This window comes from Bifidobacterium sp. ESL1118 (assembly GCF_058505595.1).
Genome location: NZ_CP196371.1, coordinates 1,967,825 through 1,983,572 on the forward strand (window position 1 = coordinate 1,967,825; position 15,748 = coordinate 1,983,572).

Annotated in this window: 9 protein-coding genes; 3 read left to right on the forward strand and 6 right to left on the reverse strand. The window is 58.4% G+C overall.

Going from position 1 to position 15,748, the window contains the following annotated elements; all coding sequences use genetic code 11:
• Positions 1-72: 72 nt before the first annotated feature.
• The gene (locus ACSYSS_RS07975; RefSeq protein ID WP_491703482.1) at positions 73-4,242 is read right to left on the reverse strand and encodes a phosphoribosylformylglycinamidine synthase; all 4,170 of its coding nucleotides are present in this window, start codon (positions 4,240-4,242) and stop codon (positions 73-75) included.
• Positions 4,243-4,429: 187 nt separating this feature from the next.
• Positions 4,430-5,197: a phosphoribosylaminoimidazolesuccinocarboxamide synthase gene (gene purC / locus ACSYSS_RS07980; RefSeq protein ID WP_491703483.1), complete on the reverse strand. Its 768-nt coding sequence runs from the start codon at positions 5,195-5,197 to the stop codon at positions 4,430-4,432.
• A 373-nt stretch (positions 5,198-5,570) separates the two neighbouring features.
• Here purC and mscL point away from each other — a divergent pair, with 373 nt between their 5' ends.
• From mscL to ACSYSS_RS07995, 3 genes are all read left to right on the forward strand, one after another.
• On the forward strand, positions 5,571-6,098 hold the full coding sequence (mscL, locus tag ACSYSS_RS07985) for a large conductance mechanosensitive channel protein MscL (protein WP_491703484.1): 528 nt from the start codon (positions 5,571-5,573) through the stop codon (positions 6,096-6,098).
• A gap of 297 nt (positions 6,099-6,395) precedes the next feature.
• Positions 6,396-10,919 (forward strand): CshA/CshB family fibrillar adhesin-related protein, encoded by a 4,524-nt coding sequence (locus ACSYSS_RS07990; RefSeq protein WP_491703485.1) that lies wholly within the window; start codon positions 6,396-6,398, stop codon positions 10,917-10,919.
• A 255-nt stretch (positions 10,920-11,174) separates the two neighbouring features.
• Positions 11,175-11,960: a nitroreductase family protein gene (locus tag ACSYSS_RS07995; RefSeq protein ID WP_491703486.1), complete on the forward strand. Its 786-nt coding sequence runs from the start codon at positions 11,175-11,177 to the stop codon at positions 11,958-11,960.
• Between the two features lie 282 nt (positions 11,961-12,242).
• Here ACSYSS_RS07995 and ACSYSS_RS08000 read toward each other — a convergent pair whose 3' ends face one another.
• From ACSYSS_RS08000 to ACSYSS_RS08015, 4 genes are all read right to left on the reverse strand, one after another.
• The gene (locus ACSYSS_RS08000; RefSeq protein ID WP_491703487.1) at positions 12,243-13,061 is read right to left on the reverse strand and encodes a TrmH family RNA methyltransferase; all 819 of its coding nucleotides are present in this window, start codon (positions 13,059-13,061) and stop codon (positions 12,243-12,245) included.
• Positions 13,062-13,252: 191 nt separating this feature from the next.
• Positions 13,253-13,516: a hypothetical protein gene (locus tag ACSYSS_RS08005; protein ID WP_491703488.1), complete on the reverse strand. Its 264-nt coding sequence runs from the start codon at positions 13,514-13,516 to the stop codon at positions 13,253-13,255.
• A gap of 222 nt (positions 13,517-13,738) precedes the next feature.
• Positions 13,739-15,358 (reverse strand): phosphoenolpyruvate--protein phosphotransferase, encoded by a 1,620-nt coding sequence (gene ptsP, locus ACSYSS_RS08010; protein ID WP_491703489.1) that lies wholly within the window; start codon positions 15,356-15,358, stop codon positions 13,739-13,741.
• The gene (locus ACSYSS_RS08015; protein ID WP_491703490.1) at positions 15,358-15,618 is read right to left on the reverse strand and encodes an HPr family phosphocarrier protein; all 261 of its coding nucleotides are present in this window, start codon (positions 15,616-15,618) and stop codon (positions 15,358-15,360) included. Before ACSYSS_RS08015 ends, ptsP begins: the two co-directional genes overlap by 1 nt.
• Positions 15,619-15,748: the final 130 nt, after the last annotated feature.

Consider the following 15,748-nt stretch of genomic DNA (forward strand, 5'->3'; position numbering starts at 1 on the left):
ACCATCGCTAAATGCAAGTCAACGATGGTTTCGTGGCGCGTCGGCACAACGACGCGACGATTCCTTATCCGATCAATACGCAAAGTAGGCCACCCCCGCCTCGAATATCGGCTGGAAACGGTCGGCATCCGGCACATTGCGGTAGAGGTTCTTGCCACTGCGCTCCGAATGCCCCATCTTGCCGAAGACGCGGCCGTCTGGACTGGTGATGCCCTCGATGGCGAGCGCCGAGCCGTTGGGATTGACGCTCAAGTCCATGCTCGGCCGCCCGGCTTCGTTCACATATTGCGTGGCAATCTGGCCGTTACCCGCTAGTCGCTGCAGCTCCTGCGGCGAGGCTACAAACCTACCCTCGCCATGCGAGATGGCAACGGTGTGAACCGCTCCGACGCTGGTGAGCGCGAGCCATGGCGACTTTACGGATGCCACGCGGGTGCGCACCAGCCTGCTTTGGTGGCGGCCAATGGTGTTGAACGTGAGCGTGGGGCAGTCCGGCGTCATATCGACGATGTCGCCGTACGGCACGAGGCCGAGTTTGATGAGCGCTTGGAATCCGTTGCAGATGCCGAGCATCAAGCCGTCACGGTTCTGCAACAGGTCACGCACCGCATCCGCCACCTCGGGGGCGCGGAAGAACGCGGTGATGAACTTGGCCGACCCGTCCGGTTCGTCGCCGCCGGAGAAACCGCCGGGAATCATCACGATCTGGCTGGAGCGGATGGCGGCGGCGAGCGCCTTCGTGCTTTCGACCACCGCGTCCGCGTTCAGATTGTTGACAATCAGCGTCTGCACATGTGCTCCGGCGCGGCGGAACGCCTTCGCCGAATCGTACTCGCAGTTATTGCCAGGAAAGACGGGAATAACCACGTTCGGACGCGGTGCAGTGAGGCCGGGCCGACGAGAAAGGTACAGACTCGGCGCGTCATAGTTGAGTGTCGGAACGCTGGAAGCGAAGGCTAAGACACCACTCTTGTTTGCAACGTTGCCGTTTTCGTCAACGCTACGATATGGATATACATCTTCGAGCGGTTCCTCCCAGCTCTCCTGAACGTCGTCCAAATCGAGCGACTGCACAGATTCATCTGCTGCCGCACCACAGTACAGCGCGCCGTCTTGCGATTGATCGCGGTGAGTCTCGTCGCCTTGAGCTGTACCGCCCTGCGCCGCATCACCTTGAACCTGCTCCCGCGAGACGACGGTGAATCGATAGTCAGCCGTCGTCTCGCCGATGACCTCCATATTCACCGATTCGTCATCGACCCGGGGCAGCTTGGCACCGTCAGCCACCTCCAGCAGGAACGACCCGTACGCGGGCGTGAAGAGGGAATCCAAATCCACGCCGACGAGCCGCACCCCGATGCGGTTGCCGAGCGTCATCTTGAACAGGGTTTCGGCGCTGGCCCCATACCCCGGCGTAGACGCAGCGAGCACTGCACCCTCGCCTTCCAACCACTCAACGACGTCGACGACAGCGTTCAAACTCTGTTTGCGCGGAATGATGCGATAAGCGGCGTTCACAGTCTCGCTCACGGCAACGGCGGCGCTCACGGAGCGCTCACCGTTAGCCTCGGTTTCGCCACTGGTTGCCCTGCCGCCGCCACGATTGGCAGCAGCATCGCCTTCAGTACTGCCTGCGGCCTCACTTTCGATATCGTCGATATTGTCTGCCGAAATGCCGTATTTCGGCGCGATACGGACGATCCGATGCCCGGCACCCTTGAACTCGGGTGAGATGGCGCGTGAGGCATTGCCCACACAAACCGCGAAAGAGATAAGCGTCGGCGGCACGTCCAAGTGTTCGAAGGTACCACTCATCGAGTCCTTGCCGCCGATAGCGGCCACTCCCAGGTCCACCTGCGCCATCAATGCGCCAAGCACTGCGGCCGCCGGCTTGCCCCACCGTTTGGGGTCGCTGCCCAACTTGCCGAAGTATTCCTGGAAGCTCAGGTAGGCGCCTCTCATGCTGAATCCGGTCGCCACAAGCTTGCACAACGACTCCACCACCGCGAGGTAGGCTCCCACGTACTGATTGCGCTCGGAAATGTACGGATTGAAGCCCCACGCCATAGCTGAGGCAGTGTCGGTTTTGCCGTCCACGGGGAACTTGGCCACCATCGCCTGCGTGGGCGTGAGCTGCCGCCTTCCGCCAAACGGCATGAGCACCGTGGCCGCACCGATGGTGGAATCAAACCGCTGCGCCAGCCCCAAGTTGGAAGCCACGTTGATATCGCTGACCAACGCATTCATGCGTTCGGCCAACGAACCACTGCGCCAAAGCTTGGTGTAGGCCAACACGTCGTTATCGGCGCTTCCCTCGATGGCCTGTTCGCCGGCAAGTCGCTCTTCCACAACGCTTTCATCGGCGCAAATATGGACGGCCTGCTCTTTGGGTGCACCATCGGAATCCAGGAACTCACGGCTCAGGTCCACAATCTCATCGCCACGCCACGTCATGCGCATCCGAGGGTCTTCGGTGACCTCTGCCACCACTGTGGCCTCAAGGTTCTCCTCGCGCGCGTAACCCAAAAACTCCGAAACGTCGTCCGCCGCCACATCGACGGCCATGCGCTCCTGCGACTCGGAGATGGCGAGCTCCGTGCCGTCCAATCCCTCGTATTTGCGGGGCACCGCGTCCAAATCGATGCGCAGCCCGTCGGCAATCTCGCCGGTGGCCACGGATACGCCGCCAGCCCCGAAATCGTTGCAGCGCTTGATGAGCCGGCAGGCGTCCCCACGCCGGAAGAGCCGCTGCAGCTTGCGTTCCACAGTGGCGTTTCCCTTCTGCACCTCGGCCCCGCGCTCCTCAAGCGAATGCTCGTCCTGCGCCACGGAAGCACCGGTGGCCCCGCCGATGCCGTCGCGCCCCGTGCGGCCGCCGAGCAGAATGATGCGGTCTCCAGGAGTCGGCGTCTCGCGGCGCACGTGGCTGGCCGGGGTGGCGCCGACCACAGCGCCCACCTCCATGCGCTTGGCCACGTATCCGGGGTGGTAGATCTCGCTGACTTGCCCGGTGGCAAGGCCTATCTGATTGCCATACGACGAGTAACCCTCAGCGGCGGTCGTCACCAACTTGCGCTGCGGCAGCTTGCCCGGCAGCGTCTGGGAGACCGGCACGCGCGGGTCGCCGGCACCTGTGACGCGCATGGCCTGGTACACATATGACCGCCCGGAAAGTGGGTCGCGGATGCAGCCGCCGATGCACGTGGCGGCTCCGCCGAACGGTTCGATTTCAGTGGGATGGTTGTGCGTCTCGTTCTTGAAGAGAAACAGCCAGTCCTCGGTGTTGCTCAAGTCCTCCCCGGTCTCGTCCACGCCGTTGCCGTCCACGTCCACCTTGACTTTGACGGTGCAGGCGTTGATTTCCTCGGATTCGTCGAGATTAGCGAGCCCACCCAACGACTTGAGCCATTTTGCACCGATCGTGCCGATGTCCATGAGGCTTTCAGGCTTGCCCTCACGTCCAAGCTTGCGACGGATATCAAGGTACTTATCAAACGCCCGCCGCACAACTTCATCGTCGATCTGCACATCGCTGAACGCAGTGTTGAACGTGGTGTGCCGGCAGTGGTCCGACCAATATGTATCGATCACTTTGATTTCGGTGATGCTCGGCGCGCGCCCCTCGCCCCGGAAATAGCTTTGACACACCTTCGCGTCGACCACATCCATCGCCAAGCCATGTGCATCGATGAACCGCTGCAACCCTGCATCATCGAGCTGATCAAAGCCCTCAAGCCGCTCCACATCCGCTGGAACCGGCACCTTGACCTGCAGCGTGTCCGGCATCGTGGCAGCCAAGGCTTCGGTTTCGCGCGCTTCCACAGGATTGATGACGTACTGCTTAGCGGCCTCAACGTCGGCGGCGCTCAAGTCAAAGCCGACGAGCGCATAGAGCGTGGCGGTACGCACCACAGGTCGCTCCGCCTGCGAAATAAGCTGAATGCACTCCGCCGCGGACTCAGCCCGCTGGTCAAACTGGCCGGGCAATGGCTCAACCGCAAACGTCGCCGCCCCATCGAAATCCGGCAGATCCAAAGAAGCGTTGTCGGTCTGCGGCTCGCTGAACACTGTCGGCACCGCGCGGCGGAAGAGCTCCTCGCTCACGCCTTCTACATCGTAGCGGTTCACCATGCGCACCGAAGCCAGCCCACTCAGCCCAAGCACACTGCGCAATTCATCGCACAGCCGCCTGGCCTTGATGTCGAACCCCTGCTTCTTTTCAACGTAAACTCGGAAAACCATGGATTCCCGCTCTCGATTGGTGGATTACGATTGGAAATTTTGAACAGCCACAGACCTATTACAACATGAACAACGAAGTTGCGCGGCATATTATGGCAGTTCGTGAGAAATTCTGTATTAGAGCATTGCCAGTTACCCCAATGGATTCGCCCGCATCTGCATTGCTGCAGGTGCGGGCGAATATAAGTCATTCTCTCAGTGTGATGCGCTCGGCCGCAGCCAAGTCAGACAGACGATGCTCGATCTCTTCGTACGCCGGAATGATGCTTCCAAGATCACGTCGGAAGAGGTCTTTGTCGAGATGCGCGATCTGCCCGCCATATGACCCGTTCACAGCATCCCGCTTATCCCAGAGTCTGCAAGTGTCAGGGGTGATCTCGTCGGCTAGCAAAATCATGCCCGCCGCGTTGCGTCCCTCTTCAATTTTGAAATCCACCAATTGCACATCAATGCGATTGAAGATGTCGAGCAGAGCATCATTAACAGCCCGCGCCTGCCGCGAGATCTCCTCGAACTCGGCCTCGGAAACCAGCCCAAGCGCAAGCATGCCGTCCTCATTGATGAACGGATCGTGCAGCTCGTCAGATTTGAGGCAGAACTCCAACACGGGCCGTTTGAGCTGCGTGCCCTCAGCCACCCCGTACCGCTTGGAGAACGAACCGGCAGCGACGTTGCGCATGATGATTTCCAGCGGAAACATATCCATACATTGCACCAGCTGCTCCGTATCGCTTGTGCGCCGGATGAAATGGCTGTCGATGCCACGAGCCTTGAGCAAGTCGAACATCAACGACGTGATGTGGTTATTGAGCACACCTTTGCCGTCAATGTTTTCTTTCTTTGCCCCATCGCCTGCAGTGGCTTGGTTCATATATTCGACCCAAAGTACATTTGGATCTTCAGTTGCATAGAGTTTTTTGGCCTTGCCCTCGTAGAGCTTATCCAGTTTCTCCATTTACCGCTACCTTCCCTCGAAAAATCGAGACGAATTTGGTGAATTCTTGGAATTGCTTGGGATAACTGACAAGTCAGAAGTGTAGCAAAACTCACTTACATACTATGCCACGCAACACGCTAAGCACACGCAGCAAGCGTTCAATGTACGCCATCGCATCGTTTTCGCACACTTCGTTCGCTGAATCGCATTCAGCGAACGTTCGCTGCCATTCCAGCCAGGTTTGTGCACATTCCACTCTCTACCAGTGCCATTGCATTCTCAGCGTTGCGGCGAAGCTGCCCGAGGGAGATAATGGAAGCGAATACAGCAGAAAACGCCAAGCAAATAGCGGTTCAAGACGCAGGACCAGTACGCCGTCAAAGGAGAAACAATGTTCAAGGGATTCAAGGAATTCATATCGCGCGGCAACATGATCGACATGGCAGTCGGTGTGGTGATGGGCTCCGCGGTCACCGCCGTGGTCAACGCCATCGTCAAGGACCTCATCAACCCGCTCATCGCCATGGTCTTCGGCAAGCCAAACATGGACAACATCCTCAACATCTCATTCAACCATGCCACCATCTCCTTCGGCGGCATCCTTTCAGCGCTGCTCAACTTCCTGCTCATCGCCATAGCGGTCTACTTCTTTATTGTGCTGCCCATCAACAAGTTCCGCAGCGTCTCCCAAGCCCTCGCCGACAAGATGGGCCTCAGGCACGAGGAGGAAGCCGCGGACGAGGACAAGAAAAAGGAAGAGACTCCGCAGCAGGTACAGGCCGACCCGCAGACCATCGAGCTGCTGAGCCTCATCGTCAGCAATCTCGAATCCATCAATCACGTGTCCAACGGTACTGCTTCTGGTGCGATCTCCGACGGCGGTTCCGCCCATGTCCGCCAAACTTCCCATAGCCGTTGAACCAATATGCCATCCTGCTTATGCCTTGCGCGGAATCCAACAACATAAACCACCAGAATTAGCGAACTTATATAAAAATCTACATTCATATTTACTACTTGTCGTCAAACGTGCAATACTGTTAATAGCAACATTGCACATTGGCATCAGGCGGTGAGTAACGGAGGCGAGTTTCCAAACACCTGTTTGATTTCAACAGTTTTAGGCCATGTGCAACGCAAGAGCAGAGCACGAAGCAGGGAGGCAACCGTGATCGAACAGCCGCGACTGAAAAATCCAGCGATTCCGCGTCAAATTTTGAAGAAAGCCTGTGCCATCACCGGCGCAGCGGCCATGTGCTTGGTAGGGCTGGCTGGAACCGGCGCAAGCGCATACGCAGAGAACGCACAGCGTGGAGCCATAGGCCCACAGCTGGTGGCGGAAAGCGGTGAGGGCAGGTACCGCCAGAGCATAGATTGGATGGAATGGGCCAATACCCCCGACCAGACCATCACAAGCGCCACGACCGTCTGGTCCACCCCGCACGACGCGGGCAACAACCAGTCGATCGCCACGCAGTGCGTCGTCACGCCGCAAGGCCAAGGCTCCGCGCTGGAGACCTACCGCACCGGTGAGTTCTACGGCGACGCATTGACGCAGATGTACAACGTGGGCACCAACAACATCGTAGGCGTGGCCAACCGCGACGACGGCAATTCCCCCACCTTCGACTACACCTGCAAGGAATACCTCATGTCCAGCAGCGAGGCATCCTCGCTCGGAGCAAGCACCCCAACAGCAGGCATGACGAACATTCCGCTGGAAGGCCTCGTCTTCGCAGATGCCGAATCCAACAACTACACCTGGTATCAGCAGGAGACCATCACCGCCAAGCCGAACGATCCGCAGGACCACCCGAGTTGGCGCCTACTCGACAGCTACCGCACACCAGGCTGCAACACCAGCTCGCTTGCCTCGGTCGACGCCAATGGCAACATGATCTTCCGCTCCGATGGCGGCCAGTGCGCCAACGACAGCGGCAGCAGCAAAGGCCCGGCATCGGTCATGTTCCTGCAGGGCTCGGAAAGCTCCACAGTCACCGTTAAGGGCGGCGGCCGAACCGCAGTGGCCCTGGGTGTCATGCCCTCGCTCGACTTCGGCGACGCACCCGCCAGCTACGGCGTGGCCAGCGCCTCGTTCGGCCCCAACTGGACCGGCGGCAAGCTCGGCGTCGACAACCTGCCTTCGAAGGTCATCGATGGCACCACCTGGTACAACCTCTCTGAAGCGCGCGAGGAAGGCGCGAATCCCGGCACCAACGTAGCCAATGACAAAGGTTTCCTGGCCAAGATGGACCAACCCATACCAAGGCTCGGCGCCACCGAGGATTCTGAGACAAGCAACAAGACCAGCGACTGGGCTGACGGTGATGACACTACCGGTGCTTCGCAGGGCGGCCATGGCGACGAGGACGGCGTGGCGATGAGTCCCGACGTCAACAGCAACGACGTGGTCAAAATCAAAGGTGCAGTCGCAGGCAGAGCCTATTCCCAGGCGGTCACATGTGCCGGCGGCGGCAAGGTAAGAGGCTGGATCGACTGGGACCGCAACGGAACCTTTGACGATGACGAAGCCAGCGCCCAAACCACCTGCCCTGCAGGCGGCAACGCCTCGCTGAGCTTCGCCGTGCCCAATGACGTAAAGCGCTCGGTCGCCGGCGATGACGAGGGGCATCCCACATTCATGCGTGTGCGAATCTCCAAGCAGCCCGGCACTCTTGCTCCAACCGGTTTCATTGCTGACGGCGAGGTCGAGGACTACCAGGCCGCAGTGATGATCCCGCAGATCAGCGTCATCGCCAATCTACCCAGCAAGACACACTCCGGTGGACGACTGGACCCCTCCGACCAGTTCGATGTGACGCTGAAGGACGGCACCGGAGCATCTGTGGCCTCGACAACGACAACAGGCACCACTGGCGGAGCCCAAGCAGACACTGCAATAAGCGGCAAGAGCGTAACACCCGGCCAAAGCTATACGGTGGGTTCTTCACTGCAAGCAGGCTCCGCCACTACGGACGAAACGAATTACGAAAGCCAGATCGACTGCCGGGACATCAGCCAGCCCAACTCCCCTAAGGTCGCCGTAGACGCCAATGGGCAGCTGACCATCCCGGCCAATGACGACGATGCCAACGTGCAGTGCATGGTGACCCGTGTGCCATTCGACGAAAGCAACCACGCCAAGCTGACGGTGAGCACCGTGGTGAGGAACACCTACGGCCAGCCCGCCAACCCTAGTGATTTCAACAGAGATGTGACTCCTGCCTCTGGCACCGCAGTGCCCTATGGCAATGGCATCCTCAACGTGGTCGATAGAGGTGACTACACGGTCTCCGGCAACACAGTCAACGGATACACTGCCCCGGAATATGCCTGCACCGACAACGGCACAGCAATGACATTCAGCGACCCGCTTAACCTTCAAGATGGTCACACCTATGACTGCACCATCTCCTATGAAGGGCAGCCCGGCAGTGTGAGCTGGACCAAGACCGACAGCGCCACAGGCAATCTGCTCGGCGGCTCGACTTGGTTGCTCAAGGACGAAGAGCAGAACTCCGTGACCGTGCGTGACTGCACATCTGCCGGCAGCTGCTCCACCGACCGCTACCAGGACACCGATCCCACTCCCGGCAAGTTCAACGTCACCGGCCTCGATTGGGGCACCGGCTACAAGCTCTCCGAAGTGAATCCGCCGGCCCATTACGCACCGAGCCCCGATGTCAAAACCTTCGACATCATGGCAGGCACCACACCGGTGCTCAATCAGGACCTCGGCGCCATCGCCAACACGCAGGCCCTTGGCAAGCTGACCATCAAGCGCAAGGTCATCGACGGCAACGCGCAGGAGTCCGAATTCGCCCCATCGTTGAAGGACACAGGAGGCAACAACGTCGCATACACGCCCGATACCGCCAAAACAGTGGATTCAGACAAGTACGTAATCGGCGCGGGAACGATGGCTTCGGGCTACAAACTCGCAGATTCCGAGCCAATCCACTGCACTTCGACTGATAACACAGGCGGCTGGGACCTCAACCCCAGTGATGCCTCGTATGACCCGAACACCGTTTCCGTCTTCGACGGCGGCGATGTGACGTGCACCGTGCCGTACGAAACCATCAAGCCGACGCTCAAAGTGGTCACGGTGGTCAACAACACCCACGGTGGCACGGCTGGGCCAACGGACTTCGATCGCACGGTGGTCGGCTCTGACGACACCAAGGTGGAATACAACCAGAACCAGACCTCAAACGTCACCGATGGCGTCTCCTACAAAGTCGAAGGCTCCACCAAGGCCGGATATTCCAAGCCTGTGGTCACCTATGAGTCGGTGGACAAGAACGGAAACCACATTGCAGACCTCACGGCAACGGCAACCGATGCAGGTGTGGCTGCAGCCAACGGACAGAACGTGGTGGCCACAGTGACCTACAACGATGAGCCCGCCAAAGTCACTGTCACCACAGTGATTCCTGCTGGCAGCGACCTCAACGCCGATTCACTGGGCCGCACCGTCACCGGCCCCGCTGCCTCCGATACCGCCACCTACACCAACGGTGAAACCAAAGACAACCTCAATGCCGGCAACTACAAGGCCGACGGCGAGAATGTCCCCGGCTACATCAAGACCGTCACCTACAAGCTGGACGGCGAAGACGTGCCGGCCTCTCACATTACGGAGAACGGCGTAAACGTCGGTGTCGGGCAACACCTGGAGGCAATGGTCACCTATGTGCAGGCGGGCAAACTCACCGTCAAAACCGAGGTCCAGGGCGGCACGGCCAACCCTGATGACTTGGGTCGCACAGTGACCTATCCCGATGGCAGCACCCACACATTCACCAATGGCGAGAGCCAGGACATAGTCCCCGGCTCCTACAAGGTGAAAGGCGCAGACGCCCCTACCGGCTACTCAGATCCAACCTACAAGTACACGCTTGCAGACGGTACTGAGCTGCCCGAGGAGCAGGCCAGCGTGGCCATTGCGGGTGGCCAGGATGTGACGGCCACGATTGTCTACAAGGCCAAGTCCACGCTTGCGGTCAACGTCAGTGGCGACTTCAAGTATGGCGGCACAGACGCAGGTTCCGGTTCCAATGTCACCGTCAAACATGACGCAACCAGTGTGGACGTGCCAGTCGGCGCCTCCACGCCCACCACAGTTGACTCCGGCACCTACTCTGTTACCCAGCTGCTCAATGCCGGCTACAAAATGGACGGCATCATCGTCACCGACACCACCACCGGCCAGCCGATAACGGTGGCTGCTGATGGAACGTTCAAGGTGGAGCCTGGCCACAATGTAAAGGTCGACATCAAGAACGTGGATGCGCCCGGCACCATCGACTGGCAACGGTTCGACAAGGACGGCAAGACTCTGCTCTCCGGCTCGAAGTGGCAGCTCAACGGGCCCGATGGCGAAAAGCTCGATGTTGAGGACTGCACGGCCTTGGCCTGCACAGGTCTCGACAAGGATCCCACGCCTGGCAAGTTCAGCGTAACCGATCTGAGGTGGGGCAACTGGACCATCACTGAGACCAAGGCTCCGGCAGGTCACAGGCTTTCCGAACCACTCACGGTCAATCTTGGACCTGCCACCACGCTCCACGCACACGGTGTATTCCAAGACGGCAAGTCCGGTGTGCCCACCCAGCCAGATAAGCCGGCTCCGGGTCTGAGCCAAACGGGCGCCGCAATAGCCGCCATCGCAATCGCCGCCGCGGTGCTGGCGCTGATAGCAATTGGCATTGTGGCACTGCGCCGCCACAAGCAGTGAGAGCCCCCTCCCAGTGCCGCTTATAAAGCGTGCTCTTGAGCGGCACTGGGGGCCTTGGTGATGCAAACAGTAATGGCTGTGCGGTTTCAGGGACCGCACAGCCATTACTGTTTGCATCACCGGCGAAGCGCACTGCGCCATACATATGTCATCGGCATCGCCTGCATCCAGTCTTCAACGCCTGCACCACCTCTGCATATTCCCTTCCAGCGCAAAAAACTCGATTTTTTCGACAAACCATGTCAGAATACCCATATGACATCTTCAACGAAACCAACCAACAGCACGATAGAGACGTTGCTGAACCGCCGCTCCATCCGCAAATTCAAGCCGGAAGACATCGACGCCGAAACCGTCGCCACAATCGAGGAAGCCGCCCAACGTGCAGCCAATAGTCAATATCTGAACGACTGGTCGGCCATTAGGGTCAAGGATCAGGCAGCCAAAGACAAGATCGCCGAGATGGGCAACCAGAACTACATCGCCCAGGCGCCGCTGCTCTACGTCTTCATTGCCGACGAACACCGCAATGCCGCAATCGCCGCCAAAACCGGAATCGACATCCACTCCGACGAATTCACGCTGAATTCCACCTACAGGCTCATCCAGTCCCACAACGATGCCGTGCTGGCCCTGCACGCCATGGAGACCGCTGCCGAGTCTCTTGAGCTGGGCTGCGTGGTGCTCGGTACTGTATTGAGCAACACCCCTGAGCTTATCAAGCTGCTGCACCTGCCGGAGTTCACCTACCCCGTTCTGGGACTGGCCATTGGCAAACCCGACCAGGAGCCGGCCTTGAAGCCACGCATGCAGCGTTCGGCCCAATTCTTCGACGACGCATATCCCGAAAACGACGAAACGCTCTTGAACGATATGACTGACTTCGACGACACTGTGCACCACTACTACGATCTGCGCCGGCCGGACCGCCCAGTGGAAACCTTCAGCAAGCAAATCGCCAAGAAAGCCGTGGACCGCAGCGTCTTCGATATGGCTCTCACCAGGCATGCCCCTGCCCAAGGCTTCAATCTCGAACGATAGACTACCCACTGAAAAGCGTATAACGCTCAAATGCAAAACCGCGGAACCCATTTTTTGTTGGAATTCCGCGGTTTTCTATAATCTGTTTTTAATAGGGTTTTCACTCAGTGGGTACTTTGCTTCGCAATTCCACTGCTTACCCTCCAAAATTGCCACTCAAGACGCAAAACAGCCATTCATTCACTGGCCAGTTACATTGTCAAACTCTCGTATCCATTGGCCACATTCACTGGTCACAAGTCATGTTCATCGCCCACTGGCCATATTTACGGCCAGTCACATTCACCGACGACTGGTCTGATGCAGAGCGATATTCCTCTCCATCCGCTGCTGCAAGGCGATGCCGGTGGCCACAGAGACGTTGAGCGACTCCACTTCGTCGATCATCGGTATCGAAACGGTTGCAGCATTAAGCCCCGCGGCATCAAACGACGGTCCACGTTTCTCGCTGCCCATCACGAACGCCAGCCGCTCGTCAATGCCAGTCAGCGAGCGCAGATCGGTCTGTCCATGGGCGTCAAAAGTGACGGGACGCACGCGCTCAACAGTCAGGAATTCACGCAGTTCACTGGCATCACTGAGCACCACAGGCAGCGAGAAGACGTATCCACGGCTGGAACGGATCAGGCGTGCGTCCGAAATTCGTTCCAGATCACTGTCAAGCAGCACTACTCCAGAAGCTCCGAGCGCATACGAGGTACGGATGATGGCACCGATATTGCCCACAATCTTGACTCCGTCAAGCACCACCACGTCGGCTCTACTGCCGGCAAGCGCTTCCAGTGTCAGCGGACGAGGAGCAGCTGCCACACCGAATAGTTTGGGTTTCTTGCCCGCCGGAAACATCACCTTGAGCATTTCGTTGGTCACCGGTCGCACTGGTATGCGTCGCTGCTCCGCCATGCCAAGCACATCGTCGGCCGGTGGGAAATTCTCAGCAAAATACAATTCATGTACCTTCACTCCAGCTTTCACCGCCTGAAGCGTCGGCTCCTCATCCTCCAATAGGATGGTCTTGGCACTCTGCCGGGAATGCTTGGTGATGTCCAAGATCCTTTGAACCGCCGAATCGTTGCGTTTGTCAACTGTCTCACCTATCATCTGCGACACTGTCCCTACCCTCGTTATCTACGATATTGTCTCATTGCATTCTACAGTCTCCCTGAAACTGCCACGAATGCCTGCCTGCATACGGCACAAAACAGACGAATCATCGCATACGGCCAGCCGATGGCCGGACACTATGCTTCATGCATCTGCGCCAGACGTTGACCGATGCGTGGTTTCACTTCTCACCGTCTTCTGGGCTTGAAACCACGCTTGCGCGACCTGGGGCGCCTGCCAGCTTTTTTGCCAGCCTGCGCGGCAGCAATGGCCACTTCGTCCTCCGGATTATGATGCGTCAAATGCCACTTGCCGCAGAATTGGCAACGATACACCCAAAGCTCCGCCCCACGCTCGATGAAGCTTTGCTCCGAAGCCCGCAACGCCTGAGCCTTGTCATGATACATGATCTTGCGGGATTCAGGGCAACGTCTCGGAGTGAAGTAATGCATACGCCCATTGTACGCACGACGCCCATGGCGAACAGTGACGGCTCCATCAAGAGCAAAACGCGCTACAAGTCGAATATTGCGTAGATTCTGCGTTGCTGACCAGTAAATAATAAACCGGCCCATATAAAAACCGTGTCGGCCATCTGCACTATTCGCAGATGGCCGGCACAGCCTAGCATCATTCACGCCGCACCGTTCAGCGGCATATGGCATCGGATCGAATCAGTGCTCGCGCACCACCTCGCGCAACGGCAGCACGCTGCTCGGTGTCACCGAGAGCTCGTCGATGCCGTCGTCAAGGAACGTCTGCGTCAGCTCGCGGTCGGCTCCCAGCTCGCCGCAGATGCCACACCAGATACCGGCATCATGCGCGGCCTTTGCAGCCATGGCGATCATGCGCAGCACGGCCGGTGAATGCGGGTCGGCAAATCGGCCGAGATTCGGGTTCTGCCGGTCGCATGCCAGAGTGTACTGCGTCAGGTCGTTGGTGCCGATGGAGAAGAAGTCCACTTCGTGGGCCAGCTCAGGAGCCATGATCACCGATGCCGGTGTCTCGATCATGATGCCGATCTTGATGCCCTCGTTGAAATCAATGTGCTCAGCCCTCAAATCAGCCTTCACCTCGTCGATAATCGCCTTGGCGTCGTGCACTTCCTTCACCGAGGTGATCATCGGAAGCATGATGGAGATGTTGCCGAATGCCGATGCACGCAGGATGGCACGCAGCTGAACCTTGAAAATCTCCGGTTTGGTCAGGCAGATGCGGATGGCACGGTAGCCGAGCGCCGGGTTGGCCTCGTGCTCCAGGTTAAAGTAACCCACCTGCTTGTCGGCGCCGATGTCGAGCGTGCGAATCACCACGTCCTTGCCTTCCATGCGCTCTGCCACCTCGCGGTATGCGTTGAACTGAAAGTCCTCCGTGGGGTAATCCGTACTGTCGAGGTAGAGGAACTCGCTGCGGAACAGACCGATACCCTCAGCATCGTTGGCTAGCACATCGTCCACGTCCGAGGGGCGGCCAATGTTGGCATAGAGCTTCACCTTCTGCCCCGAGTGGGTCTGGGTGGGCTTGCCTTTCAGGTTCTGGAGCAAACGTTGATGTTCGTCATACTTCCGCTTTTTCTCTTGGTATTCCTTCAGGTTTGCCTCATCGGGGTCAACCAGCACCACGCCGGTTTCACCGTCTACAATGGCTTCCTTTCCATCGTCCCCCTCATCGAAGGCGTCGCCGATGCCTATGACGGCAGGCAATGCCATGGTGCGGGCCAAAATGGCTGTATGCGCATTGCGCGAGCCCTTGGCAGTCACCAATGCCATGATCTTTGTACGGTCAAGCTGTGCCGTTTGGCTAGGTGTCAGATCTTCGGCAAGGATGATGTGCGAGCCACCATCCGCTGCGCTCTCATTCTCATCATGGCCCTCAAGCACCGCAATCAGACGCTCGGAAATATCACGTACATCCGCCGCACGACCCCGCATATAGTCGTTGTCCATACCGGCGAACATGGCTGCGAACTTCTCTCCGGTGGAGCTGACAGCATATTCGGCGTTCACACCCTCATCGTCAATCATCTGCTCCACGCCACCAGCGTAGCTTGGATCTTGAATCATAAGTTTGTGGGCATCAAACAGCTGCGCCTTATCCTCACCCAACGAGGCCGCAGTACTGACGCGTAAGGCATCAAGCTGAGCCACAGCACGCTTCTGGGCGGCATGGAACCGCTCCACTTCGGCCTTGCGGTCGCCCACCTCTCGGCGTAAAACCTCCTGCTTTGCACGCAGCACAGCAATACGCCCGATGGCGACACCTGCCGAAACACCAGTGCCTTGTATTTTCTTCATCACAGATTCTCCTTAAAGAACTGTTCCAAGTCCTTGGCAGCAGTGTCTTCATCTTCGCCTTCGACAGTGACGGTGAGCGTATCACCGGCCTTGACGCCCAGGCCCATCACTCCCAGAATGCTCTTGGCGTCGGCCGTGGGCTCCCCCACGCCCACCATGACCTTGGACTTGTATCCCTGAGCCTTGGAGACCAGCTCACTGGCCGGTCTGGCATGGATGCCATTGGGGTCGCCAACTGTAAATGTAAATGTACTTGCCATTGCTACTTCCTTTATCCAAAATCAGTCATCCGCTCCACTGCACACCGAAATTCAAAAACCTAAATGATGTTTTGCCGCGCCTCAAGCACGCAACACAGTGCAGCCTGTCGTATCTTTATTTGACGATTCG

What these genes read in the sequence shown, in the direction of transcription:
- ACSYSS_RS07975 (WP_491703482.1), bottom strand. Translation starts at nt 4,242, where the DNA reads ATGGTTTTCCGAGTTTACGTTGAAAAGAAGCAGGGGTTCGACATCAAG.
- ACSYSS_RS08005 (WP_491703488.1), bottom strand. Translation starts at nt 13,516, where the DNA reads ATGCATTACTTCACTCCGAGACGTTGCCCTGAATCCCGCAAGATCATG.
- ACSYSS_RS08015 (WP_491703490.1), bottom strand. Translation starts at nt 15,618, where the DNA reads ATGGCAAGTACATTTACATTTACAGTTGGCGACCCCAATGGCATCCAT.
- ACSYSS_RS07995 (WP_491703486.1), top strand. Translation starts at nt 11,175, where the DNA reads ATGACATCTTCAACGAAACCAACCAACAGCACGATAGAGACGTTGCTG.
- purC (WP_491703483.1), bottom strand. Translation starts at nt 5,197, where the DNA reads ATGGAGAAACTGGATAAGCTCTACGAGGGCAAGGCCAAAAAACTCTAT.
- ptsP (WP_491703489.1), bottom strand. Translation starts at nt 15,358, where the DNA reads ATGAAGAAAATACAAGGCACTGGTGTTTCGGCAGGTGTCGCCATCGGG.
- mscL (WP_491703484.1), top strand. Translation starts at nt 5,571, where the DNA reads ATGTTCAAGGGATTCAAGGAATTCATATCGCGCGGCAACATGATCGAC.
- ACSYSS_RS08000 (WP_491703487.1), bottom strand. Translation starts at nt 13,061, where the DNA reads ATGATAGGTGAGACAGTTGACAAACGCAACGATTCGGCGGTTCAAAGG.